Genomic DNA, 23,580 nt, shown 5'->3' on the forward strand with positions numbered 1-23,580 from the left:
CCCGTGGCGTGCCTCCGGTCCGAAGCACACTGCTCGCGTGCCCGTCCTCGGCTCCGCGAAACGGAGTTCGCCCCGGCGGATACCGGCTCATCCGATGCGTCATGCGTCACAACGGCCCAGAAGGCGCTGGTAGGAGCCGCCGGAAGCGTGCGCGAGGCCGCGGCAAGGTTTCGGCCCGCGATCAAGATTTACGGAGGCTTTCCCGCCGTTTCGCCCATTTGCCGTTGTCCGTACCGCCCCGGCGGAAGAGACTGCACCGATTCCGCTACTTCCCCTCGAACGCCACAGAAAACCGGAGCGCCATGACCTCCTTCGACCGTCGACGATTCATGCAACTGGCCGGGGCCGGTGCGGCCACCTCTTTGCTCTCCGCCAGCATCGCGCGCGCCGCGGAGATACCCGCCAACCGCCGGACCGGAAGTCTGCGGGACATCGAGCACATCGTGGTGCTGATGCAGGAAAACCGTTCCTTCGACCACTACTTCGGCAGCCTGCGCGGGGTGCGGGGATTCGGCGATCCGCGGCCGGTGCGGCTGCCCAACGGCAAGCCGGTGTGGCACCAGTCGGACGGTTCCAAGGAGGTCCTGCCGTTCCGGCCCGAGGTGAACGACCTCGGCCTGCAGTTCCTGCAGGACCTGCCGCACGGCTGGGGCGACGGCCATGTCGCGTTCAACGACGGCGCGTACGACAAGTGGATCCCCTCGAAGTCGGCCACCACCATGGCGTATCTGACGCGTGAGGACATCCCCTTCCACTACGCGCTGGCCGACGCCTTCACCATCTGCGACGCCTACCACTGCTCGTTCATCGGCTCCACGGACCCCAACCGCTACTACCTGTGGTCCGGTTACACGGGCAACGACGGCAAGGGCGGCGGCCCGGTGCTGGACAACGCGGAGGCCGGCTACAGCTGGACCACCTACCCCGAGCGCCTGGAGAAGGCCGGGATCTCCTGGAAGATCTACCAGGACATCGGCGACGGGCTGGACGCGGACGGCGGCTGGGGCTGGATCGACGACGCCTACCGCGGCAACTACGGCGACAACTCCCTGCTCTTCTTCAACCAGTACCGCAACGCCACGCCCGGCGACCCGCTGTACGACAAGGCCCGCACCGGCACCAACGCCAAGAACGGCGATGGTTTCTTCGACATCCTGCGGGCCGATGTGAAGGCCGGGAAGCTGCCCCAGGTCTCCTGGATCGCGGCGCCCGAAGCCTTCACCGAGCACCCCAACTGGCCCGCCAACTACGGCGCCTGGTACATCGCGCAGGTGCTGGACGCGCTCACCTCCAACCCCGAGGTGTGGAGCAAGACCGCGCTGCTCATCACCTACGACGAGAACGACGGCTTCTTCGACCACGTGATGCCGCCGTACGCGCCCGGCGACAAGCGGGGCGGCTCGACCGTGGACACCACCGGGGAGCTGTTCCCCGGCTCCTCCTCGCAGCCCGCGGGCCCGTACGGGCTGGGGCAGCGGGTGCCGATGCTCGTGGTGTCGCCGTGGAGCAAGGGCGGCTGGGTGTGCTCGCAGACACTGGACCACACCTCGGTCATCCGGCTCATGGAGCGGCGCTTCGGCGTCGAGGAGCCGAACATCTCGCCGTGGCGGCGGGCGGTGTCCGGCGACCTGACCGCGGCCTTCGACTTCTCAAAGACCGATGTGAAGGTCCCGGCCATGCCGGACACCAGCGGCTACCGGCCCAAGGACAACGAACGGCACCCCGACTACGTCCCGGCGCCGCCGGAGCACCCCTCGCTGCCCCGGCAGGAGCCCGGGCTGCGCCGTGCCCGGCCGCTGCCGTACGAGCTGTCGGCCGATGCCTCGACCGCCGCCGACGGCGGCCTGCGCGTCGACTTCGTCAACCACGGCCGGGGCGCCGGGGCGCACTTCCATGTGACCTCCGCGAGCCATGCGGGCGGGCCGTGGGGCTACACCGTCGAGGCGGGCAAGCGGCTGTCCGGCAGTTGGCAGCGCTCCTCGGCGGACGAGGGCGCCTATGACTTCCAGGTGCACGGTCCGGCCGGTTTCCTGCGCCACTTCACCGGCCACGCCACCGGCACGGGCCCCGAGGTGAGCGCCCGTCACGACCGGTCGACCGGGGAGGTCAGGCTGACCCTCGTCAACCAGGGCGACGCGACGGTGCGGCTCACCGTCACGGACGGCTACGAGGAGGAGAAGCCGGTGCACTACCGGCTCCGGCCGGGGGCGCGGGTGGTGCACACCGTGCGCACCGGGCGCAGCCACCAGTGGTACGACCTGTCGGTGGTCTCCGACCACGACAGCGGGTATCTGCGCCGGCTGGCCGGGCATGTGGAGACCGGCCGTGCGGGGATGAGCGACCCCGCGCTCTCGGCGGACTGAACCACCGCCACCGGCTCCTCGTCGCGCGTCCGTCCGGCGGCTCCCCGCCGGGCGGGCGCGCGGTGCGTCTCCCCGCCGCGTACGGCCCTCGTAGCCCTCGTACGCCGCAACGGCCCTCCTAGACCTCGTACGGTCCTCATACGCCGCGTACGGCTCTCCTGCCCGCCCCGCGTGCGGGCCCCGGGCCGTCAGTGCCGGGTGCCCGAGGCACGGGTACGGAAGCCGGCCGGGGTCTCGCCCGCCCGGCGGCGGAAGAACTTGGTGAAGACGGTGGCGTCCGGGAAGCCGAGCCGCTCGCCGATGGCCGTGGCGGACAGATCGGTGTGCACCAGCAGCCGCTTCGCCTCGAGCAGCACCCGGTCGTCGATGAACCGCTTGGCGCCGCATCCGGCGGTGGCGCGAGTGGCACGGGTCAGGGTGCGGACGCTGTAGCCCAGCCGGGCCGCGTAGTCCTCGACCCGGTGGGTGCGGGTGTAGTCGCGCTCCACGGCTTGCTGGAAGCGGCGGAACGCCTCGCCGGCCGCCGTGTCCCCGCTCCGGGCGCCGGGCAGATGGGCCAGCCGCAGCACCAGCACCGCGACGAGATGGCGTACCACCTCGACATGCGCCTCCAGCGGCCCGGACACCGTCCGGTACTCGCCCTCCAGCAGGTCCAGTACGCCACGGACGGCCTCGGCGTCGGCGCCTTCGGGAACCAGCGGGGACCGCGACACGGGCCGGTCCAGCCGGGCCACCGCGGCGGTGGCGGTGCCGAGATAGCCGGGCGGGAAGAGCACGGCGGCGCCCTCCGCGGCGCCGAGCGGGGAGCGGAACTGGTGGATCTGTCCGGGGCGCGCCCACATCCAGCCGCCCTCGGTCAGCTCGTGCTCGGTGAAGTCCACCGAACAGCGCAGCCTCCCCGAGCGCACGGTGATCAGCTGGTGGAAGGCGAGCCGCATCGGGGCGTGGACATCGAGGCCATGGCTCCGGGCGCGGGCGGCCAGCCCGGGGAAATCCAGGACGGCCGCTCCCGGCGGGGCTCCCACGGAGGGCCGGAACGGAACCTCGGTGACATCACGGTGTCCGTTTCTGTCCATAGCGCGTCCTCAGTGTACGGCTGGTGTGCCCTGGTCCGCATCTAGCGTGGAGTGCGTTGCGATGAACGGGTGACCGAAAGAGTCCCCGGATCACCGCGTCCCCTTTCCACCGACCGCAGCCGAGGGAGCACGTCACCGTGCGATTGATCGTGGGCATGACAGGAGCAACAGGTGCCGTGTTCGGCATCCGCCTGCTGGAGACACTGGCCGAGCTGCCCGGGGTGGAGACCCATCTGGTACTCAGCCGCTGGGCGCGCACCACGATCGAGCTGGAGACCGGCCGCTCCGCCCGCGAGGTGGCCGAGCTCGCCGAGGTGACACACTCCCCCGAGGACCAGGGCGCCACCATCTCCTCCGGCTCCTTCCGCACCGACGGCATGATCATCGCGCCGTGCTCGATGAAGACCCTCGCCGGGATCCGCGCCGGATACGCCGACGGTCTGGTGGGGCGGGCCGCGGACGTGGTCCTCAAGGAGCGGCGCAGGCTCGTCCTCGTACCGAGGGAGACCCCGCTCAGCGAGATCCACCTCGAGAACATGCTGGCGCTCTCCCGGATGGGCGTGCGGATGGTCCCGCCCATGCCCGCCTTCTACAACCACCCCCGGTCGGTGGACGACATCGTCGACCACCTCACGGCCCGCCTCCTCGACCAGTTCGACCTGCCCGCACCCGCCGCCAAGCGGTGGGAGGGCATGCGCGCCGCCCGCGGCCCGAAGCCCACCGCCGCCGATTCCCCCGCCGCCTGATTTCCTCCGTCCCTGCCCCCACTTGGAGTTCCCATGACCTACGACGACTTCCGCGGCTTTCTCGACGCCCTCCGGAAGGAGGGGCAGTTGCTGCACATCACCGACGAGGTGATGCCGGAGCCGGACATCGCCGCCGCCGCGAACGCCGCCCCGCGCCTGGGCGGCCACGCCCCCGCCCTGTACTTCGACAACGTCAAGGGCTTCACCGACGCGCGGATCGCGCTCAATGTGCACGGCTCCTGGGCCAACCACGCGCTCGCGCTCGGCCTGCCCAAGGAGACCGGCACCAAGGAGCAGGTCGAGGAGTTCATCCGCCGCTGGGACACCTTCCCGGTCGCCCCCGAGTGGCGCGAGAACCCGATGTGGGCCGAGAACACCCTGGAGGGCGAGGACGCCGACATCTTCCGGGTGCTTCCGCTGATCCGGCTCAACGACGGCGACGGCGGCTTCTACATCGACAAGGCGGCCGTGGTCTCCAAGGACCCGGCCGACCCCGAGCACAGCGGCAAGCAGAACGTCGGCATCTACCGCATCGAGGTCAAGGGCAGGCGCACGCTCGCCATCCAGCCGGTGCCGATGCATGACATCGCCCAGCATCTGCACACCGCCGAGGAGCGGGGCGAGGACCTGCCCGTGGCCATCACGCTCGGCAATGAGCCGGTGATCTCCATCGTGGCGTCCACCCCGATGGAGTACGAGCAGAACGAGTACGAGCTGGCCGGCGCCCTGCGTGGCGCTCCCGCCCCGCTCTCCCGGGCCCCGCTCACCGGGCTGCCCGTGCCGTGGGGCAGTGAGGTGGTCATCGAGTGCGTCATCGAGGGCCGCAAGCGGGAGATCGAGGGGCCGTTCGGCGAGTTCACCGGCCACTACTCCGGCGGCCGGAACATGCCCGTCATCCGCATCGACCGGATCTCGTACCGCACCGACCCGATCTTCGAACACCTCTACCTCGGCATGCCGTGGACCGAGGTGGACTATCTGATCGCCGCCAACACCTGTGTGCCGCTGTACAAGCAACTGCGCCGCGACTTCCCCGAGGTCCAGGCGGTCAACGCGATGTACACCCACGGGCTGGTCGTCATCGTGTCCACCAAGAAGCGCTACGGCGGTTTCGCCAAGGCCGTCGGCATGCGGGTGCTGACGACTCCGCACGGCCTCGGCTACGCGGCCACCGTGATCGTGGTGGACGAGGACGTCGACCCGTTCAACCTCCCCCAGGTGATGTGGGCGCTGTCCACGAAGATGAACCCGGCCGGCGATCTGGTCCAGATCCCCAATCTGTCGGTGCTGGAACTGGCCCCGCAGGCCGTCACGCCCGGTATCACCGACAAGCTCATCCTCGACGCCACCACCCCCGTCGCCCCCGACCGCCGTGGCACCTACGGCACCCAGGTGCGCGATCTGCCCGAGGCGGCCGACTGGCTGGCCCGGCTGCAGAAGCTCACCGCCGCCCGCTGACCACACCGCCCCACACCACGGAAGGACTTCGGATGTCCGACACCATGCCCCTGTGTCCGCGCTGTGCCCACGAGACGATCGAGCACATCACCGGCTCCCCCGTCCCCGGCGTCTGGGAGGTGCTCCAGTGCGGGCGGTGCCTGTACATGTGGCGCACCATCGAGCCCGCACGGCGCACCCGGCGCGACGCCTACCCCGAGGAGTTCATGCTGACGCCCGAGGACATCGGCACCGCGCCGGAGGTCCCGGCCGTTCCGCCACTGCGCATGCCCGGCGCCGGGGCGGCTACCAGGTGACGGGAAGTTCGTAGACTCCGTAGATCACCGCGTCGTACTTGAAGGGGATGTCCGCCAGGTCCGTGGCCATCCGCAGAGTCGGGACGCGGCGGAGGAGGGTGGGGTAGACCACCTGGAGTTCCATCCGGGCCAGCGGCTGGCCGAGGCAGTGATGGGTGCCCACGCCGAACGCCTGGTGGTGGCGGGCGTCCCGGCCGATGTCCAGCCGGTCCGGCTCGGGGAAGACGGCCGGGTCCCGGTTGGCCAGTTCGCCGAGGAGGATCACCCCTTCGCCGGCCCGGATGGTCCGGTCGGCGATCTCGATGTCCTCCAGCGCCGTCCGGCGGCGTCCGAGGTGGACGACGCTGAGGTAACGCAGGAGTTCCTCCACCGCGGAGGCGATCACCTTGGGGTCGTCGGCCTCGCGGACGCGGTCGAGCTGTTCGGGGTGCTGGAGCAGCAGCAGCGTCCCCATGGTGATCATGTTGGCGGTGGTCTCGTGTCCGCCGAGGAGCAGCAGCACGCCCATCGCGGCGGCCTCGCGGCGGGTCAGCTCGCCCGCCGTGATCTGCCGACCGAGGCCGGAGAGCAGATCGTCCCCCGGCTTGGCGACCTTCTCCCCCACCAACTGGTCCAGGTACTCGTAGAGGTTGGTGTGCGCGGCGCTCCGCTCCTCGGGGGTGGCCACGGCGGAGACGAGGACCTTGCTGTTCGTCTGGAAGAACGCGTGGTCCTCGTACGGGACGCCCAGCATCTCGGAGATCACCAGCGAGGGAAGCGGCAGTGCGAGCGCCTGGACCAGATCGGCCGGTTTCGGCCCGGCCAGCATGCGGGTGATGAAGTCGTCCGCCATCTCCTGTACGACGGGGCGCATCGCCTCGACCCGCTTGATGGTGAAGGCGCCGCTGACCATGCGGCGCAGCCGGGCGTGTTCCGGATCGTCCATGCCGACGAAGCTGAGGTCGGTGGCCTCCCGTTTGCCGCCCGTGTGCGGCACGGGGCTCGGAAAGCCGGGGTGGGAGAAGTCGGCGCTGAGCCGGGGGTCGGAGAGCAGGGTCTTCTGCTCGGCGTGGCCCGTCACCACCCAGGGGGTGCTGTCGTTCCAGGACCGGACCCGGGACAGCGGGCCCCACTGTGCCAGGCCGCGCAGCTCCGGGGACGGGTCGAAGGGGCAGGCCGCGGCGCGCGGCTGGGGGAAGGCGGGGATCTCGGCCGGCGCGTCGCCGGTCACGGGCGAGGTGGTCATGGGTTGGTCCGGGCCTCCTTGGCTGGGGAACGGGGCGTGACGGGGGCGAGGAGCAGGCCGGTGATGGCGTCGGTCAGCGCGCCGGCCGTGTCATCCCAGGACGGCTGGCGCGTACTGGTCCCCTCGGCGAGGGCGCGCTCCCGTTCGGCGCAGGTGTGCGTGATCAACTGGCGGGCCATGTCGCCGCGTTCGGCCCGCACCTCGGCGGGCAGCGCGTCCAGGCAGCGGCCCAGACCGTAGAGGGTCTCCCGCAGCGGTTCCCGGGTGAGGGCCTCGTCGGTGACGATCGCCCGCAGCAAGGGGTCGGTCATCACCTGGACGGCGAACCGGGCGTACCAGGAGGGGAGGCCGAGGGTGGCCAGGTGCTCGGGGGCGGGGCGCACCAGGCAGGCGACCCAGTCCCGGACCTCCCGGCTGCCGCGGGTCTCCTCCAGCATCCGCTGCCGGATCCGCTCGATCGCCTCGGAGTGCTTGCCCATGATGGCGCGCACCAGATCCGCCCGGGTGCCGAAGTGATAGCCGACCGCGGCGACATTGCCCTGTCCGGCCGCCTCGCTGATCTGACGGTTCGACACCGCGACCAGGCCATGCTCGGCATAGAGCCGTTCCGCGGCGGCCATGATGGCTTCGCGGGTCTCGGTGGAGCGGACGGTGCGTGCTTCGGGCACCGCGGCCTCCCGTCTCGATCGTTCCGGTGAGCGCTGTCGCCGCCACTTTAAAACACACGAATTAAACAAGCAACCCGCAGAGACATCGGATCTGTCATCGACTGTCTTTGGGGCGATAGAAGCAATTAAGCGAGAAATATTCCCTAGTCTCTCGGCCACACCTCGAGCCATTCCCTCCCAAGCCGTTGACCCCATCCGATGTTTCTCCTACGTTGCGGTCGAATCCCAACCGGGGAGGCTGTAGATGAGATCCGCGCTCAGGCGCATATCCGTGGTCGCCGCCGCAGCGGCGGTCCTCACCGCGCTGCCGGGCGCCGCATCGGCCGAAGGACGGCACCAGGGGCGCACGTTCCACGTCGCCACCTGGGGTGCCGACCGCGACAGCGGCAGCTCGCTCCATCCGTTCCGCACCATCGGCCGCTGCACCGAACAGGTCCGGCCCGGGGACACCTGTCTGATCCACCGCGGTCGCTACCAGGAGCGCGTCGCCCCGCCCTCGGGCACGAAGGACGCTCCGATCACGCTCGCCGCGTACGGCGACGGCGCGGTCACGGTGGACGGGACCAGGACCGTCACCGGCTGGCGGGACGCGGGCGGCGGTCTGGTGGCCGCCGATGTGGACCTCCCGCTCGACCGCAGCGAGAACGCGCTGTTCCTGGACGGCGAGCGCGCCATGGAGGGCCGCTGGCCCAACTCCGGCCCCGATCCGCTCAATCCGTCCTGGGCGGTGGCCGAGCGCTCCTCCACCGATCAGCACATCGACGACCCGGAGCTGCCGGACGGCGACTTCACCGGCGCCACCGTCCATCTGTGGGCCGGTTCCAACCCGTGGAGCCAGCAGACCGGCACGGTGACCGCCACCAAGCCCGGGGCGCTGGACTTCACCGGTGGCAACTACCGCTGCACCCCGCTGTGCATGGGCGACCAGAACTACCGCAACTACTACCTGGTGGGCGCCAAGGCCACCCTCGACCAGCCCGGTGAGTGGTACTACGACAAGGACGCGGGCCGTCTCTATCTGGTCCCGCCCAAGGGCGGCGTCGCGGGCCACACCGTGACCGCGAAGCACGAGAGCTGGGGCGTGGACCTCTCGCACAGCTCGCATGTCACCGTGCGCGGCCTCGACCTGTGGGGCACCTCGCTGCGCACCGGCGCCGACAGCACCGGTGTGCTGATCGAGGGGGTGCGGGCGCGCTACATCTCGGAGTTCTCCACGCTCCCCATGCCGCGCGACGACGAGTTGGCCATCCCGCCCGGCGAGGGACACATCGTCGCCTCGCGGGTGCTGAACTCCGGTGTTCAGATCCTCGGCAACGGCAACACCCTGCGCGACAGCGACATCGGCTACTCCGCCGGCACGGGGGTGCTGTTGCGCGGCGGCGACAACACCGTAAGCGGCAACTACATCCACGACGTGGGGTGGATGGGCAGCTACACCCCCGGTATCGAGATCAACGGCAGCGGCCAGACCGTCACCCACAACACCATCCGCCGTACCGGCCGCGCGAGCATCGACACCGCCTGGCAGTTGAACGGCGTGCCCTTCCACGACAACCGGATCGCCTACAACGACCTCTCCGAGGCGATGCGCACCTCACGTGACGGCAGCCCGTTCTACGTGTGCTGCAACCTGGACGCCAAGGGCACCAGCGTCGACCACAACACCGTCCATGACGCGGACGGCCAGGTCGGCTACTACATCGACAACTCCTCCAGCCAGTTCCTGCTGCACCACAACGTGGCGTACAACACCGGCGCCCGTGGCACCTTCTACAACGGCCACAGCGGGGTCAGCCTCGGCAACCGCGACCACCACTCCTCCTACGGGCCCGGGGTGACCACCGCCGTACGGCTGAGCGGGGCGACCGACGCCACGGGGACGTATGTGAGCAATGACGTGGCGCTCGGGCCGATGGAGATCTCCGGCCCCGGCGATCCGGCCCCGGTGGTACGGAACAACCTGCTGCCGCCCACGGATCCGCGCTACAGCGACGCGCGCAACGGCGAGCTGTGGCCGCGCGCGGGCTCTCCCGCCATCGACGCGGGTGAGACCGTCGACGGGGTGACCGGCGAGGTCCGGGGCGACGGGCCCGACCAGGGCGCGTATGAATACGGGGCGCCCATCTGGTCGTCCGGCTGCCGCCTGCCGGGCTGTGAGACCCGGGTCCGCAACGACGGCTGGAAGGCCACCGTCTCAGGTGGCGCCGATGCCTCGGCCGCCGTGGACGGGGTCCAGACCACCCAGTGGAAGGGGAGTGCTCCCCAGTCCTCCGGTCAGTCGCTCACCGTCGATCTGGGCACCGCGAAGACCTTCGGCCGGGTGGCGATCGACGCGGGGATGGACGCCACCGGGCACCCTTATGGCTTCACCGTCTCGGTCAGCCGCGACGGTGACCACTGGGGCACCCCGGTGGCCCGGGTCAGTGGCCGCTCCTTCACCCAGGACGCGGTCTTCCCACAGCACACCGCCCGCTATCTGCGGATCGAGCTGACGGCGCCGGGCGAGAACCCCTGGGCGGTGAACGAGATCCGGCTCTACGCCGACGGCCCCGACGCGGCCGCCACCTTGCAGGCGGAGCGCGCCGAGGTGGTCCGGGGCGCCGAGCGCGGCGAGGCGGCCACCTCGGTCCTGGGGCAGGGGGACGCGATCGGCTTCCGGGGGGTGCGGTTCGGTGCGGGCGCGAACACGCTGACGGTGCGGCTGGCGTCCGGCGGCTGCGGGGACTGCGCCCTGCGCCTCCGCCTGGACTCACCGGACGGACCGGTGGCGGCCACGCTTCCGGTGCGCGGGACCGGCGGCGCGGACAGCTGGCGGGAGCTTTCGGTACGCCTCCCCCGCACGGTGACCGGCTCCCATGACCTATATCTCGTCGCCACGGGCGGCCACCGGGTGGCCGCCGTCGACTGGCTGACCCTGCGTCGGATGAGCTAGCCGCGTCAGAGGGGACGAGGTGGGGGCGTGGCCGCTCCCTGGCGCACCGCGCGCCCCACCTCTGTCCGCAGCGCGATGAACTCCGGCAGCCCCCGGGTGACGATCTGGTCGCGGTCGGCGGGCAGCGCCACCGGCAGATCCGCCCGCACCCGGCCCGGCCCCGGAGCCAGCACCACCACCCGGTCCGCCACATAGACACTTTCGTCGATGTCATGGGTGACCAGCACGGTCGTCATCCCCTGGGCCCGGTGCAACCGCAGCAGCAGATCCTCCAGATCCTCCCGCGTCTGGGCGTCCAGCGCGCCGAACGGCTCGTCCATCAGCAGCAGCGCGGGCCGGGCGGCCAGGGCGCGGGCGAGGGCGACTCGCTGCTGCATTCCGCCCGACAGCTGCCAGGGGTGGCGGCGGGCGGCGTCGGCCAGGCCCACCTGCGCCAGCATGGCCACCGCCGCCGCATGGCGCTCCGCGCGGGACAGTCCGCGCCGCCGCAGCGGAAGGGCCACGTTCTCCCGCACCGTGAGCCAGGGGAAGAGGGAGCGGCCGTAGTCCTGGAAGACGACACCGAGCCGGTCCGGGACGCCGTCCACCACCTCCCCGTCCAGGGTGATCCGCCCGGCGGAGGGGCGGACGAGGCCCGCGACACAGCGCAGCAGAGTGGACTTGCCGCAGCCGGAGGGGCCGACGAGGGTGAGCAACTGGCCGTCAGGGACGGTGAGTTCGATGTCCTGGAGCACATCGGGGCCGTCGCCGTAGCGGTGGCTGAGGTGGTCGATCCGCAGCATGTCCGCCTCACCGGGCCCATGGCTCGTACGCCGGGGAGTCGTCGGCCGGGACCCGGATCTGGAGCAGCACCGGGCCGTCGTCGCGGCCGAGGGCGAGGGCCCGGTCGAGGGCCTTGGGAAGCTCGCCGGGCCGCTCCACCCGGTCGGCCGGGCAGCCGAAGGACCCGGCGAGCGCGGCGAAGTCGATGCCACCGATCTCGGTGCCCGGCACCGGTGTGATGCCGATGCGGCGGCCCAGCGCCTTGACCGCGCCGTAGCCGCCGTTGTCGAGCAGGAGGTAGGTCACCGGGGCGCGGTGCCGGGCGGCGGTCCACAGCGCCTGCACCGAGTAGAGCGCCGAGCCGTCGCCGACCACGCACACCACCCGTTCGCCGTCCGCGAGAGCGCGTCCGACCGCGAGCGGCAGACCCCAGCCCAGCGCACCGCTGCCGGTGGTGAGGAAGCGGCCCGCGCCGCTGATGGGGAGGCGGGCGTGGAGGGCGTCGCGGTGGCTGGGGGTCTCCTCCACCAGCACGGTGTCCCGGGGCAGCCGTTCGCGGAGCAGCTCCATCACCAGCTCGGGGGAGATCTCCTCGGCCGAGGCGGGCAGCGGTTCGGGGGCGGGCCGTACCTCTGGCGCGGGCCGATCGGAGGGCTGGACGAGGTCGGTGAGGGTGCGCAGCGCGGGGCGGAGGGTGGTGACGATGCTGGTGCCCACGGGGAGCCACGCGGCCTGCGCGGGGTCGCAGTCGAGGTGGTACAGCTCGGTGCCGTCGGCGAGCGGCGGGCCCTCGGTGTGCACGTGGTACGTGAACAGCGGGGCGCCGAGGGCGACCACCACATCGTAGGGGGCCAGCCGCTCCGCCAGCTGGTCGGCGACGGGCGGCAGAAAGCCCTGGAAGAGCGGGTGGCGTTCGTCGAAGCCGGAGCGTCCGGAGAGCGGGCTGATCCACACCGCGGCCCGCAGCCGTTCGGCCAGTTCGGCCACTTCGCGTACGGCGTGCTCGTCGTCCACGCCGGGTCCGGCGACCAGCGCGGGGCGGGCCGCCGCGTCGAGCGCGCGGGCGAGACCGGCCAGCGCGCCGGGGTCGGCGGTGTAGCCGCCGTGGACGGTGCGCGGGGCGACCGGCTCGGCGGGGCGGTCCCAGTCGTCCTCCGGTACGGAGAGGAAGACCGGGCCCCGGGGGTGGGTCATGGCGACGCGGTGGGCCTCGGCGAGCGCGGCGGGCACATCGGCGGCCCGCTCCGGCTGCCTGCTGAACTTCACGTACGGGCGCGGGAACCGGGCCGGTTCGTCGGCGCCGAGGAAGGGCCGCAGCGGGAGCAGCGCACGGGACTGCTGGCCCGCGATGATCACCACCGGCACCCGGTCCCGGTAGGCGTTGAACACCGCGCCCAGGGAGTGGCCGACGCCCCCGGCGGAGTGCAGGCTGACCAGCGCCGCCCGCCCGGTGCCCAGGGCGTGGCCCGCGGCCATGGCGACGGCGGTCGACTCCTGCAGTCCGAGCACATAGCGGAAGTCCTCGGGCCAGTCGCGGAACATCCGCAGTTCGGTGGAGCCGGGGTTGCCGAAGACGGTCGTCATGCCGGTGGCGCGGCACAGTGCCAGCACCGCGTCGCGGACCGTGGTGGTCGGTGGGTGGGCGGGGGGCGCGGCCATGGGGCCACCTCCTCGGCTGGGTGCGGGGGCGGGCAGTGCGTACGGGTCGTCAGGAGCGGTGCGCGGCACGGTGTCTGCCGAGAGCCATGCTTTCGACGGTGAGCAGCACGCTGTTGAGCAGATGGCCGAGCGCGCCGAGCAGCACCATCACCGCCCACACCGTGAGCAGATCGGAGCGGGTCTGGGCGTCGGTGAGCTGGAAGCCTATGCCGTCGGCGGTGCCGGGCAGCAGCTCCGAGAACACCATCAGGATCAGCGAGAGCGACAGGCTCAGCCGAAGCCCCGCGAAGATACGCGGGAGCGCGGCGGGCAGATACAGCAGCACGATCCGCTCGACGGGCCGCATCCGTACGGTGGCGGCGACGTCCAGCCGCAGCGGGTCGATGCCGCGAACGCCCTCCGCCGTGTTGATCAGTACGGGCCAGATGGCGCCGAAGACGATCGAGGCGAGCTGCATCGGCGTGCCGAGGTCGAAGACGACGACGAAGACGGGCACCAGCGCGGGCGGGGGCACGGCGCGGGCGAACTGCAGCACCGGGTCGCACAGCGCGTACATGGTGCGCGAGCGGCCCAGGGCGAGCCCCAGCACGATGCCGAGGACCGCGGCGAGGGCGAATCCGGCGAGCACCCGGCCGAGGCTGGGCAGCAGATCGCGGACCGCCGCGTCGGTGAGGAACGCCCGCCCGGCGGGGCCGGAGAACCACAGGTGATAGCCGTGCTCGACGATCCGGGCGGGGGTCGGGAAGAACACACTGCCGTGGGCCCGCGCGGCGAGTTGCCACAGCACCACCGCCACTACGGGTACGCCGAGGCGCAGCGCGAGTGTCCGGGGCAGCCGCCGGACGGTGTGGAGTGTGGCCCGCGCGGTCATGTGCGGCTCCCGCCGTGCTCGAGCGCCCAGGGGAACAACCGCCGTTCGACCGCGGTGAGCGCCAGATTGACGACGAGGCCGAGCGCTCCCGCCCACACCACACCGGCCAGCACATCGCGGGTGCCGTCGGTGGCCATGCCCGCCTGGGCGATGAAGGTGCCCAGCCCCTCGCCGAATCCGGCGAGGATCTCGCTGGCCACGGCGAGGATCAGGGCGGTGGCCGCGGCGATGCGCACCCCGGCGGCGATGAACGGGGCGGCCGAGGGCAGACCGGCCCGCAGCAGGACGGCGAGCCGCCCGAAGCCGAAGGCGCGCAGCGTGTCCTTGGCCAGCGGATCGGTCTCGCCGAGCCCATATACGGTGTTGAACAGCACGGGCCAGACACTGGCGTAGGTGACGAGGGCGATCGTCGTCTCGCTGCCGGCGCCGAGCAGCAGTGACACCAGCGGGATCAGGGCCACCGACGGCACCGGGCGCAGGAATTCGATCAGCACCCGCGCGGCCTGCCCGGCCGCCGGCACACTGCCCAGCAGCAGCCCGAGGGGGATCGCGAGGGCACAGGCCAGGGCGAGCCCGGTGGCCCATGCCTCGAGGGTGGCGGCGACGCCGTTCAGGAAGGCGGTGTCGCCGCCGAGTGCGACGGCCCGTACCAGCACCTCGGAGGCGGGCGGCAGGAACGCGCGCCGCACCATCCCGGAACGGCTGAGGGCCTCGCAGACGGCGAAGGCCACGAGCACGCCGACGGCGCCGAGCAGCGCGTCCCTGGCCCGCCCGGTGCGCTTCCGCCTGGCCGTGGCGGGGCTCACTTGGCGGGCTGGTAGAGGACGGCGGCGGGGTCCAGGTCCTTGGTGAGCAGCTTCTGCGCCCGCATCAGGGAGATGAGCCGCTTGAGCTGAGCGGCGCTGGAGGTGGCCGGGTAGGCGGGCAGGCCGATGGCGGCGGCCTCCGCCGGCTTGATCTTCGTATAGCCGGGCAGCGCCTTCTCCACGGCGCCGCGGTCCTTGGCGGCGACGGCCTGGGCGGCGGTGATGGCGCGCTGGAAGGCGGCGGCGGACTTCGGGTACTTGTCGATGAACGTGTCGGTGGTGACATAGCCGCTGAGCGGCAGTCCGGCGGTGGGTGCCGCGTTGCCGTCGACCACGGTACGGGCCTTCAACTCGCGTTTGAGAGCGGTGACGAACGGCTCGGCGGCGTGCACCGCGTCCACCTGACCCCGCTCCAGCACCGAGCCCATCTGCGGGAACGGGACCTGCCGGTACTCGGGCAGTCCGGCCCCGGCCTTGCCGAGGACGGCGTTGAGGGTCAGCGACTGGATGTTGTTGAGGATGTTGACCGCGATCTTCTTGCCCTTGAGGTCCCGCGGCCCCTTGATCCTGGAGTCGGAGGGCACCAGCACCTCCATCATGTGCGGGGCGTTGCGCGCGCCCTCGGCCAGCACCCGGGTGGCCAGGGTGCCCTTCTCCCGGGCCTGGAGGAACGTCACGAAGTTGGCGCCGCCGATGACGTCCACCTGACCGTGGGCGAGCGCGGGCAGCGCCTGGACGCTCTGCTGCACCGGCTGGACGCGGACGTTCAGCCCCTCCTTCTCGAAAAGCCCCCGATCGATGGCGATGTGCAGCGCGGCCACATCGGCGAGCGGCAGTCCGGCGACCGTGATCGTCTTCTTCTCCGGCCCGCCCCGGGCCCCGGACTCCTCCTCGGAGCCGCCACATCCGGCGAGAAGCACGGCGGTGACCGTGGCGGTCGCGGCCAACTTTGCTGAGCGGAAGCGCAGTTGGACTCTCATGGCATTTCACGATAGGGGTCGTCAGCTGTTCACACCATGGCCGGGAACTCCTCGTCGAACAGGGCCTCGAGTCGGGCGGTGTATGGCAGGGGCGGTTGCCACCTGGCAGAGTGCGGCCATGGACTATTCAGCCCATTTCCACCGCGAGATCGAGGCGTTCGAGCGGGCGGCCCGCGGCGCCGCCGACGGGGCGGACGCGCCGCTGATCCCCTCCTGCCCCGGCTGGACGATGTCGGACCTGGTGCTGCATCTGGGCGGGGTGCATCGCCTGGTCGCCCGCGTCATCCGGGAACGGCTCAGCCGGCAGCCGGACATCACGGACGTCACCCTCTTCGAACTTCCCGAGGACCGCGAGGGCTGGCCGGCCCCCACGGGCGGGCCGCATCACGGCCCGGTGCCGGTGAGCCTCGTCGACTGGTTCGCCGAGGGGGCCGCCCGGCTCGAGACCCTGTTCCGGAGCGAGGATCCGGGCCTGGAGGTGTGGACCTGGTCGGCGGAGCGAACCGCGGGATTCTGGCTGCGGATGCAGACCATCGAGGCGGCCCTGCACCGCTGGGACGCCGAGCAGGCGGTCGGCACACGGGCCCGGCCGGTCGACCCCGACCTCGCGGCGGACGCCGTGGCCCAGACCTTCACGGTGATGGCCCCGGCCCGGCGGGCGTGGCGGGAGGCCCCTTCCGGGGTGGGCGAGCGGTTCCGGTTCCGCCGGACCGACGGTCCTGGCCGGTGGACGGTCCGCTTCGACGGCGACGACGTGCGGCTCACCACGGGCGCCGCGGACGATGAAACCGACGAGGCGTTCTGCGATGTCGAAGTGGCCGGGACCGCGTCGGACCTGATGCTGTTCCTGTGGCAGCGGCTCCCCGCGGACCGGCTCGACAAGGTGACGGGCGACCAGGCGGTGCTCGACCGCTACTTCACGCTCGTCCCGCCCGTGTGAGTAGCGTCCCGGCGAGTCGGCACCTCGCGTACCGGCGAGTCGGCACCCCTCGGCCCGCGCCGCGGGGTGAAACCATGGCCGGAAGGTAACCACGAGCGAGGGAGCCGTGAATGAACAGCGCCGATCTGCTGGCCGACGCCTTTGAGCGGGTGCGCGAGGAGGTGCAGGCGGCCGTGGACGGGCTATCCGAGGACGAGCTGGCGGTACGGCTCGACAGCGGGGCCAACTCGATCGCCTGGCTGGTGTGGCATCTGACCCGGGTCCAGGACGACCACATCGCCGACGCGGCGGGCACCGAGCAGCTGTGGACGTCCGAGGGCTGGGCCGAGCGGTTCGGTCTGCCGTTCCCGCCGGACGCCACCGGCTACGGCCACCGGAGCAAGGACGTGGCGGCGGTACGGGCGGACGCCGACCTCCTCGCCGGGTACTACGACGCCGTCCACGAGAACACACTGGCCTTCGTGCGCGGCCTCCGCGACTCCGATCTCGACCGGATCGTGGACGAGCGGTGGACCCCGGCGGTGACCCTCGGCGTCCGGCTGGTCAGCGTGATCGGGGACGATCTGGAACACGCCGGGCAGGCGGCGTTCATTCGCGGCGCGATCCGCAGGCGGTAGCGCGGAATCACGGAGAACGGGGGCCGTCACACCGCCCGCATTGACATGCAGGCAATCGCCTGCATAACGTGCGGTGTGAGCTCAGAGATGGACATGGTCTTCAAGGCGCTGGCCGACCAGACCCGGCGGTATCTGCTGGACAGGCTGCATGAGCACAATGGCCAGACGTTGGGCGAACTGTGCCGACGGCTGGAGATGACCCGCCAGTCCACGACCCAGCATCTGGCCGTCCTGGAGGCCGCCAATCTGGTCAGTACGGTGCGGCGGGGCCGCGAAAAACTCCATTACCTCAACCCCGTCCCCCTCAATGAGATCCAGGAGCGCTGGATCGACAAGTTCGAGCGCCCGCGGCTGCGCGCGCTGAGCTTGGTGAGACGACAAGCCGAGAAAGCGATGGAAGCGATGGCCGACAAGCCGGCGTTCGTATACGTCATCTATATCGAGAGCACACCGGAGAAGGTCTGGCACGCGCTGACCGACGCCGGCCTCACGGCCGAGTACTGGGGCCACAGCAATGTGTCCGACTGGCAGGTCGGCTCCCCGTGGGAGCATCAGCGGACGGACGGCTCCGGCACCGCCGATGTCGTCGGCACGGTTGTGGAGAGCTCACCGCCCACCCGCCTGGTGACCACCTGGGCCGCGCCCGACGCGGATGCCGCCGCCGAGCCCTCCCGGGTCACCTTCGACATCCAGCCGCACGGCGACATCGTCCGGCTCACCGTGACCCATGAGAACCTGGCCGACGAGGCCGAGCGGACCGCGGCGGCCGGTGGCTGGGCCGCGGTGCTGTCCAACCTGAAGTCGCTGATCGAGACGGGGAGTCCGCTGCCGCAGCAGCCCTGGCTGATCCCCCAGTGACCCGCGCCGTCGGCACACCGCCGGTCGCGGCGCGGCGGCCCACCGGCCCGTCCGCCGCGACAGGCGGCACGCGGGCACTCACCGCGCGGCCCCACCGTCCCGTACCGTGATCCCCAGAGCATCGGCGAGCATCGGCGCCAGCTCCATCAGCTGCCCGCTGCCGATGGTGGCGCCGCCCAGCGCGTCATAGCCATCGGCGATCTCCAGCCGGGTGGCCCCCCGCAGATCGACCTTCGCCATCCGCGCCTTGCCGAACCGCACGTCCTCCAGCGCCGACCCCGGAAACGCCACCTCCGTCAGCGCCGCACCGCCGAGGTCGACATCGCGCAGCAGACAGTCCACGAAGGTGACGTTCCGCAGCGTGGCGGTGCGCAGATTCACCGATTCCAGCTTGCACCGGTGGAAGACCACCCGGTGCAGCCGCGCGGAGAACATCTCAAGACCGGCCAGCACACAGCCGTTGAGCTCGCCGTCCTGCCAGTCGGTGTCCGCCAGATCGGTGCCGACCCATCGCACCCCGTCCAGCCACACCTCATTGAACCGGGCCCCGCGACCACGGCCCCCGGTGAAGGTCACCGAGGAGAACGCGGATTCGAGGAACCGGGCGTTGTCGCAGATGGCCCCGTCGAACGCGTCGCCGTCCAGATGAACGGCGTCGTAGTCGCCTCCTTCCGCCAAGGCCCCGTCGAACGGCCGCAGATGGTCGGCGAAGGGCAGATCGGCGAGTTCACGGGGGGACGGCGCCATGCGGGGACTCACTTTCCTGAGGGCGGGCGGCGTGCGGGGGCGATACTGCCATCCGGGTCGGACATCCCCGCGGGGACCGACTGACGCCGGGGGGGTTGGCGTACGCCGTGCGGGTCACTCCACGGTGCGCTTACCCGACTTTCTCCGGTGCTTCTCCGTTAAATCTGATCGTCAGATATCTCGCTCTGCGACCCGACACGGAGGAATCCATGCAGATCGCGAAGAAGGCCGCCCTGCTGGCCGCGACCGCCGGCACCCTGGTGCTCCTCGGCACCGGCACCGCAGCCGCCTACGGCAACGGCGGCAGCTACGACAGGGGCGTCGACACCCCCACCAGCATTGACATCTCCAGCTTCATCTTCCAGAGCAACGAGTGCGACACCGCCAACGGCACCGCCCTCTCCACCGCTGCCGCTGGTCCGACCGGTGAGATGAAGATCGGCAGCACCTGCGTCAACAACATCGGCGGCTAACCTCCGGCGAAACCCCGACGACCACGATCGCTGAACCAGCGCGCTCCCCTCACCGCTCCGGCGGTGAGGGGAGCGTTCCCCTTTCGACCGGATAGTGGGCCAGTCGGGTCACTATCCGGTGCGCTTACGCGACTTCGTCCCGTCTTTCTCCGTTAAATCTGATCGTCAGATATCTCGCTCTGCGACCCGACACGGAGGAATCCATGCAGATCGCGAAGAAGGCGGCGCTGCTGGCCGCGACCGCCGGCACCCTGGTGCTCCTCGGCACCGGCACCGCGGCCGCCGAAGGCTACGGCGGCGGCTCCGACAGAAGCACCGGCACCCCCACCAGCGTCGACTTCTCCAGCTTCATCTTCCAGAAGAACGACTGTGACACCCTCAACGGGGGCGCCTACTCCACCGGCGGGGTCGCCCCGAGCGGTGACATCACCATCGGCAGCACCTGCCTCAACAACATCGGCGGGTAACCTTCGGCGAAACCCCGGCGACCACGATCGCTGAACCAGCGCGCTTCCCTCATCCACGCAGCGGTGAGGGGAGCGCGCTGCTCACCTCCGTACCTGGATCAGCGCATGGGTGCCGCTGGTGCGCCAGTGGTCCTCATGCGCGTCCAGCGTGGCCACGGTCCGCTCGTCGAGGCCGACGATGACATCAGACTTCAGGGTGCGCAGCGCGGCCACCGGACCGGGGAAGTACGCGGTGCGGTCGGCGAAGGAGGTGGTCGGGGGCCACAGCCGGTCGCCGACGAGGCGGCGGTAGTTCAGATCACCCTTGAAGACGGTGAGCGTGGCCTCGGCGAACTCGCCCCGCAGATCGCCGGGCATCTCCGCGTACGGCAGCGGGGCTCGGAAGAAGTCATGCGCCCGCACGACGAGCCGCCCGTCGCCCATGGCGGCCCAGAGCCGTCTGCCGGTCCCGGCCGCGGCGCCCTCCGCCCGCACCAGACGGCGCAGACAGTCCACGACATCCTCGGTGGTGGCGTCGGAGACGTAGTACGGATACGGCTTCACCTGCAGCACCACCCGCTCGGCGCGCCCATGGTGGAGCACATGGTCGATGAGGACGAGGTCAGGGAGCAGCTCCCGCCCGGCGTTGTCCGCCACCACGCACAGCGTGGCCGCCCGGGGGCCGGCGGGCAGCAGGGACCACAGCGTCTCCGAGTCGTCCGCGACCAGCGGCGGGGTGTCGGCGCCGCTCGCGTCCGCGGCCGATGAGGAGATGCGGAAGCCAAGATCCGCGCGGTTTCCCCACAGCGAGCCGTGCACCAGCACGTCCGCCTGTTCCCCGGCGGGCTTGCGCAGGATGTCGTCGAGGCTGGCCAGTTCGGCCTCGGTCTCAGGGGTGTGCAGCTCGGCCTGTTTGAAGGGGCGGAACGGGTCGACGCCCCGCCAGGGACCGTCGGCGAAGTAGCCCACGGCTTCCAGGAGCCGGCGGTAGAAGTAGCTCTCCGCCCACAGGAACGGCACGTCGAACCAGGACCGGCCGAAGTGCTCCCGGCCCCACTCCGCCCACCGGTCGTGGTCGTACGCGGTGGGCGGGAGCGGGGTGATGGCGCCCTCGGCGGCGTTGTCGCGCAGCGCGTCGAGGGCGCGGTGCTGCCCGGGACCGTACGGGAAGGCGTCGCGCACCTTCTCGATCAGTGCGGGATGGCGCTCGGCCAGCACACTCCGGGCGAACGATCCGGGTTCATCGCTACGGATCACGGGCGCGTCGACGGTGTCGGACATGGCAGTCAGGGTCGCACACCGTGGGGTGGCGAGGAGGGCATCACCAGTGCGCGGGGCGAGTGAGGGACGACGGCAGCCGGGTGGCGGCGTCGCCCTTGGCCGCGGCGAGCTGGGCCTGAGTGAGGAAGATGGCGCCCCGGAGGTCGGCCGCGCTCAGGTCGGCGTCGCGGAAGTCCGCCCCAATCAGATCGGCCGCCGTCAGATCGGCTCGGGTGAGGTCCGCGGCGATGAGGCGGGCCCCGCGGAGGTTGGCGCCCCGCAGATCGGCTCCCCTCAGGTCGGCGCCGATGAGATCGGCTCCCCTGCGGTTCTTCTTCTTGCCCGGGATCCGGGCCCGTATCAGCTCGCTCGTCCGCAGCAGAAGCTGATTGACCCGGTCGCGGTGGGCCGCCACATCGAGCTCCATCAGCTCGGAGGCGCTCCCGTGGGTGAGGCGCTCCGTCTCCCGCAGCGCCCGGCGCACCGCGCCGTGGACGGGCCGGGCGGCCGGCAGGGTCAGGGCCTCGGTGAGGTACCAGAGCAGCTCATGGAGGTGGCGCATGGTGGGAAGGACGGCGAACATCTCGGAGGCCGTCCCGGGGTGCCGCCGCCAGTCACGGCCCTCGAAGGTGAGCTGGGAGACCTTCTGCCCGGCGCCGAAGCAGTCGTAGACCGTGCAGCCCTTGAAGCCCTCTTCCCGCAGCCGGGAGTGGATACCGCAGCGGAAGTCGGACTGGAGGTTACGGCAGGGCTCCCCCGCGCCCTTGCCGATCGCGAAGTCCGCGGAGGCGGCGAAGGGCAGGGCGACGCAGCACAGCCCGAAGCAGTTGCCGCAGTCGGCCCGCAGGGCGGTACGGTCCGCGGCGGCCGGGCCGGAGGAGGGGGTTTGGGTCGGATGTGACACCGTGCGTGGTCTCCCGCGTGGACGAGAGCACCGCGATGCGGGCGGTGCTCGGTGGTTCCATTGTCGCAAGCGGGCTCAGCCGGGAATGATCAGGTCGATTCCATAGGCGGCGATCGCCAGGCATGCGGCGAAACACACCACCGCCGCGCCCGCCGCCACCGTGTCCGAACGGCCGCGGCGCGCCCCGTGGCGCGGTACGCCGCCACCGGCGCGGGCCCAGGCGGCGACGCCGAGGGAGAACATCACGACCACCAGGACGGTGACCCCGAGGCTGACCCCGAAGACCCCGCCGATGGTGCCCCAGGTGGCGCCCATACGGATCAGCTCCTCAACGAGGTCGTATCCGGGTCAGACGGTCGTGTCCAGGGTGTGCTCGGCGGGCTCGGGGACGCCCGGCTCGTTCACGTTGTCCGGGTTCACCGGGCGACGGCGCGAGAGCGCGTAGAAGCCCACCGCCGCCGCGACGGCGATGCCCGCCACCAGGATCACCCCCGCGTTGCCCTGGCCCGCCACCCAGGCCGCGACACCTCCCACGGCCGCCGCCGCGGGCAGGGTCAGCAGCCAGGACACGGCGATCCGCCCGGCGATCCCCCAGCGCACTTGGGCGAGCCTGCGGCCGAGTCCGGCCCCCAGGATGCTGCCCGTGCACACCTGGGTGGTGGACAGGGGGAAGCCCAGATGTGACGAGGCCAGGATCACCGCGGTGGCGCTGGTCTCGGCGGCGAAGCCCTGAGGGGGCTGGATGTCGGTCAGCCCCTTCCCCATGGTCCGGATGATCCGCCACCCGCCGACATAGGTGCCGAGCGAGATCGCCAGGCCCGCGGCGAGCACCACCCACCACGGGGGCCCGGAGCCGTGACCGAGCACACCGCCGGCGATGAGGGTGAGAGTGATGACCCCCATCGTCTTCTGCGCGTCGTTGGTGCCGTGGGCGAGGGCCACCAGGGAGGCGGATCCCACCTGGCCCGCGCGGAACCCCTTCCCTGCCGCGGGGGCGGCCGCCCGGTGTGTGATCACGTAGGCGAGATAGGTCGCCAGCATGGCCACCGCACAGGCCACTATCGGTGAGGCGACCGCCGGAATCAGGATCTTCTCGACGATCGCGGTGAAGCGCACCGCGGATTCCCCGGCGCCCACCCACACCGCGCCGATCAGCCCGCCGAACAGGGCATGCGAAGAACTAGACGGCAGCCCGGCGAGCCAGGTGATCAGATTCCACAGGATCGCCCCGATCAGCCCCGCGAAGATCATGACCGGGGAGACCTTGACGTCGTCGACGATGCCATTGGAGATCGTCTTGGCCACTTCCGTGGAGAGAAAGGCCCCGGCCAGATTGAGCACCGCGGCGACGCCGACGGCGATCCGGGGCGACAGCGCCCCCGTGGCGATGGACGTGGCCATCGAATTGGCGGTGTCGTGGAAGCCGTTGGTGAAGTCGAAGGCCAGTGCCGTGAGGATGACGGCCACCAGAAGGAAGGAGACGGAGTCCATTC

At 71.3% G+C, this 23,580-nt stretch carries 23 protein-coding genes; 10 read left to right on the forward strand and 13 right to left on the reverse strand.

The window, feature by feature from the left end:
• The first annotated feature begins 302 nt into the window (after window positions 1–302).
• The gene (locus CGL27_RS03395; RefSeq protein WP_119984397.1) at window positions 303–2,363 is read left to right on the forward strand and encodes a phospholipase C, phosphocholine-specific; all 2,061 of its coding nucleotides are present in this window, start codon (window positions 303–305) and stop codon (window positions 2,361–2,363) included.
• 188 nt (window positions 2,364–2,551) lie between these two features.
• On the opposite strand, the gene CGL27_RS03400 is transcribed toward CGL27_RS03395, so the two are convergent.
• Window positions 2,552–3,439, reverse strand: a complete 888-nt coding sequence (locus CGL27_RS03400) for an AraC family transcriptional regulator (protein WP_119984399.1) — start codon at window positions 3,437–3,439, stop codon at window positions 2,552–2,554.
• Window positions 3,440–3,576: 137 nt separating this feature from the next.
• On the opposite strand from CGL27_RS03400, the gene CGL27_RS03405 reads away from it, so the two are divergent.
• The 3 genes from CGL27_RS03405 to CGL27_RS03415 are packed head-to-tail and all read left to right on the forward strand — an operon-like array spanning window position 3,577 to window position 5,939.
• Window positions 3,577–4,185 (forward strand): non-oxidative hydroxyarylic acid decarboxylases subunit B, encoded by a 609-nt coding sequence (locus CGL27_RS03405; RefSeq protein ID WP_119984401.1) that lies wholly within the window; start codon window positions 3,577–3,579, stop codon window positions 4,183–4,185.
• Window positions 4,186–4,218: 33 nt separating this feature from the next.
• On the forward strand, window positions 4,219–5,643 hold the full coding sequence (locus CGL27_RS03410) for a non-oxidative hydroxyarylic acid decarboxylases subunit C (RefSeq protein ID WP_119984403.1): 1,425 nt from the start codon (window positions 4,219–4,221) through the stop codon (window positions 5,641–5,643).
• Between the two features lie 32 nt (window positions 5,644–5,675).
• On the forward strand, window positions 5,676–5,939 hold the full coding sequence (locus CGL27_RS03415) for a non-oxidative hydroxyarylic acid decarboxylases subunit D (protein WP_205587612.1): 264 nt from the start codon (window positions 5,676–5,678) through the stop codon (window positions 5,937–5,939).
• Here the strand turns inward: CGL27_RS03415 and CGL27_RS03420 are convergent.
• Both CGL27_RS03420 and CGL27_RS03425 read right to left on the reverse strand, forming a co-directional pair.
• Complete coding sequence (locus tag CGL27_RS03420; RefSeq protein WP_119984405.1) at window positions 5,929–7,164, reverse strand: cytochrome P450; 1,236 nt, start codon at window positions 7,162–7,164, stop codon at window positions 5,929–5,931. The two genes, CGL27_RS03415 and CGL27_RS03420, sit on opposite strands and share 11 nt — an antisense overlap.
• Window positions 7,161–7,784 carry a TetR family transcriptional regulator gene (locus CGL27_RS03425; protein ID WP_078647044.1) on the reverse strand — a complete coding sequence of 208 codons (624 nt, stop codon included), beginning with the start codon at window positions 7,782–7,784 and terminating at the stop codon, window positions 7,161–7,163. The genes CGL27_RS03420 and CGL27_RS03425 overlap by 4 nt, the downstream gene beginning before the upstream one ends.
• 292 nt (window positions 7,785–8,076) lie before the next feature.
• On the opposite strand from CGL27_RS03425, the gene CGL27_RS03430 reads away from it, so the two are divergent.
• Complete coding sequence (locus tag CGL27_RS03430) at window positions 8,077–10,764, forward strand: carbohydrate-binding protein (RefSeq protein WP_119984407.1); 2,688 nt, start codon at window positions 8,077–8,079, stop codon at window positions 10,762–10,764.
• 5 nt (window positions 10,765–10,769) lie between these two features.
• Here the strand turns inward: CGL27_RS03430 and CGL27_RS03435 are convergent, their stop codons facing one another.
• Genes CGL27_RS03435 through CGL27_RS03455 form a run of 5 tightly spaced genes read right to left on the reverse strand, consistent with a single transcriptional unit; the run spans window position 10,770 to window position 15,842 of the window.
• Entirely contained in the window at window positions 10,770–11,546 is a 777-nt protein-coding gene (locus CGL27_RS03435; RefSeq protein ID WP_119984409.1) for an ABC transporter ATP-binding protein, read from the reverse strand.
• 7 nt (window positions 11,547–11,553) lie between these two features.
• The gene (gene mdlC, locus CGL27_RS03440; protein ID WP_119984411.1) at window positions 11,554–13,185 is read right to left on the reverse strand and encodes a benzoylformate decarboxylase; all 1,632 of its coding nucleotides are present in this window, start codon (window positions 13,183–13,185) and stop codon (window positions 11,554–11,556) included.
• A gap of 49 nt (window positions 13,186–13,234) precedes the next feature.
• Window positions 13,235–14,056 carry an ABC transporter permease gene (locus tag CGL27_RS03445; RefSeq protein WP_119984413.1) on the reverse strand — a complete coding sequence of 274 codons (822 nt, stop codon included), beginning with the start codon at window positions 14,054–14,056 and terminating at the stop codon, window positions 13,235–13,237.
• Window positions 14,053–14,862, reverse strand: coding sequence for an ABC transporter permease subunit (locus CGL27_RS03450; RefSeq protein ID WP_119984415.1), 810 nt, complete (start codon window positions 14,860–14,862; stop codon window positions 14,053–14,055). The genes CGL27_RS03445 and CGL27_RS03450 overlap by 4 nt, the downstream gene beginning before the upstream one ends.
• A complete protein-coding gene (locus CGL27_RS03455) occupies window positions 14,859–15,842 on the reverse strand; it encodes an ABC transporter substrate-binding protein (RefSeq protein WP_205587613.1) in 984 nt (327 codons plus the stop codon). Before CGL27_RS03455 ends, CGL27_RS03450 begins: the two co-directional genes overlap by 4 nt.
• Before the next feature lie 118 nt (window positions 15,843–15,960).
• Between CGL27_RS03455 and CGL27_RS03460 the strand changes: the two genes are divergently transcribed.
• The 3 genes from CGL27_RS03460 (at window position 15,961) to CGL27_RS03470 (ending at window position 18,257) form a co-directional block, all read left to right on the forward strand.
• Window positions 15,961–16,782 carry a maleylpyruvate isomerase family mycothiol-dependent enzyme gene (locus CGL27_RS03460; RefSeq protein WP_119984418.1) on the forward strand — a complete coding sequence of 274 codons (822 nt, stop codon included), beginning with the start codon at window positions 15,961–15,963 and terminating at the stop codon, window positions 16,780–16,782.
• Window positions 16,783–16,892: 110 nt separating this feature from the next.
• Entirely contained in the window at window positions 16,893–17,399 is a 507-nt protein-coding gene (locus CGL27_RS03465) for a DUF664 domain-containing protein (protein ID WP_119984420.1), read from the forward strand.
• An 87-nt stretch (window positions 17,400–17,486) separates the two neighbouring features.
• Window positions 17,487–18,257, forward strand: coding sequence for a metalloregulator ArsR/SmtB family transcription factor (locus CGL27_RS03470; protein WP_119984422.1), 771 nt, complete (start codon window positions 17,487–17,489; stop codon window positions 18,255–18,257).
• A 78-nt stretch (window positions 18,258–18,335) separates the two neighbouring features.
• On the opposite strand, the gene CGL27_RS03475 is transcribed toward CGL27_RS03470, so the two are convergent.
• Window positions 18,336–19,004 carry a pentapeptide repeat-containing protein gene (locus tag CGL27_RS03475; RefSeq protein WP_119984424.1) on the reverse strand — a complete coding sequence of 223 codons (669 nt, stop codon included), beginning with the start codon at window positions 19,002–19,004 and terminating at the stop codon, window positions 18,336–18,338.
• A 209-nt stretch (window positions 19,005–19,213) separates the two neighbouring features.
• On the opposite strand from CGL27_RS03475, the gene CGL27_RS03480 reads away from it, so the two are divergent.
• Together CGL27_RS03480 and CGL27_RS03485 are read left to right on the forward strand one after the other, a co-directional pair.
• Window positions 19,214–19,477, forward strand: coding sequence for a hypothetical protein (locus CGL27_RS03480; protein ID WP_119984426.1), 264 nt, complete (start codon window positions 19,214–19,216; stop codon window positions 19,475–19,477).
• 203 nt (window positions 19,478–19,680) lie between these two features.
• Window positions 19,681–19,944 carry a hypothetical protein gene (locus tag CGL27_RS03485; RefSeq protein WP_119984428.1) on the forward strand — a complete coding sequence of 88 codons (264 nt, stop codon included), beginning with the start codon at window positions 19,681–19,683 and terminating at the stop codon, window positions 19,942–19,944.
• 81 nt (window positions 19,945–20,025) lie between these two features.
• Here the strand turns inward: CGL27_RS03485 and CGL27_RS03490 are convergent, their stop codons facing one another.
• From CGL27_RS03490 to CGL27_RS03505, 4 genes are all read right to left on the reverse strand, one after another.
• Complete coding sequence (locus tag CGL27_RS03490; protein ID WP_119984430.1) at window positions 20,026–21,204, reverse strand: damage-control phosphatase ARMT1 family protein; 1,179 nt, start codon at window positions 21,202–21,204, stop codon at window positions 20,026–20,028.
• 40 nt (window positions 21,205–21,244) lie between these two features.
• Window positions 21,245–22,087: a pentapeptide repeat-containing protein gene (locus CGL27_RS03495; RefSeq protein WP_119984432.1), complete on the reverse strand. Its 843-nt coding sequence runs from the start codon at window positions 22,085–22,087 to the stop codon at window positions 21,245–21,247.
• A gap of 75 nt (window positions 22,088–22,162) precedes the next feature.
• Complete coding sequence (locus tag CGL27_RS03500) at window positions 22,163–22,402, reverse strand: hypothetical protein (RefSeq protein WP_078638408.1); 240 nt, start codon at window positions 22,400–22,402, stop codon at window positions 22,163–22,165.
• A gap of 33 nt (window positions 22,403–22,435) precedes the next feature.
• The gene (locus tag CGL27_RS03505; RefSeq protein ID WP_119984434.1) at window positions 22,436–23,578 is read right to left on the reverse strand and encodes an inorganic phosphate transporter; all 1,143 of its coding nucleotides are present in this window, start codon (window positions 23,576–23,578) and stop codon (window positions 22,436–22,438) included.
• Between the last annotated feature and the right edge of the window lie 2 nt (window positions 23,579–23,580).

The organism is Streptomyces sp. 11-1-2, assembly GCF_003595545.1.
Classification (GTDB): Bacteria; Actinomycetota; Actinomycetes; order Streptomycetales; family Streptomycetaceae; genus Streptomyces; species Streptomyces hygroscopicus_B.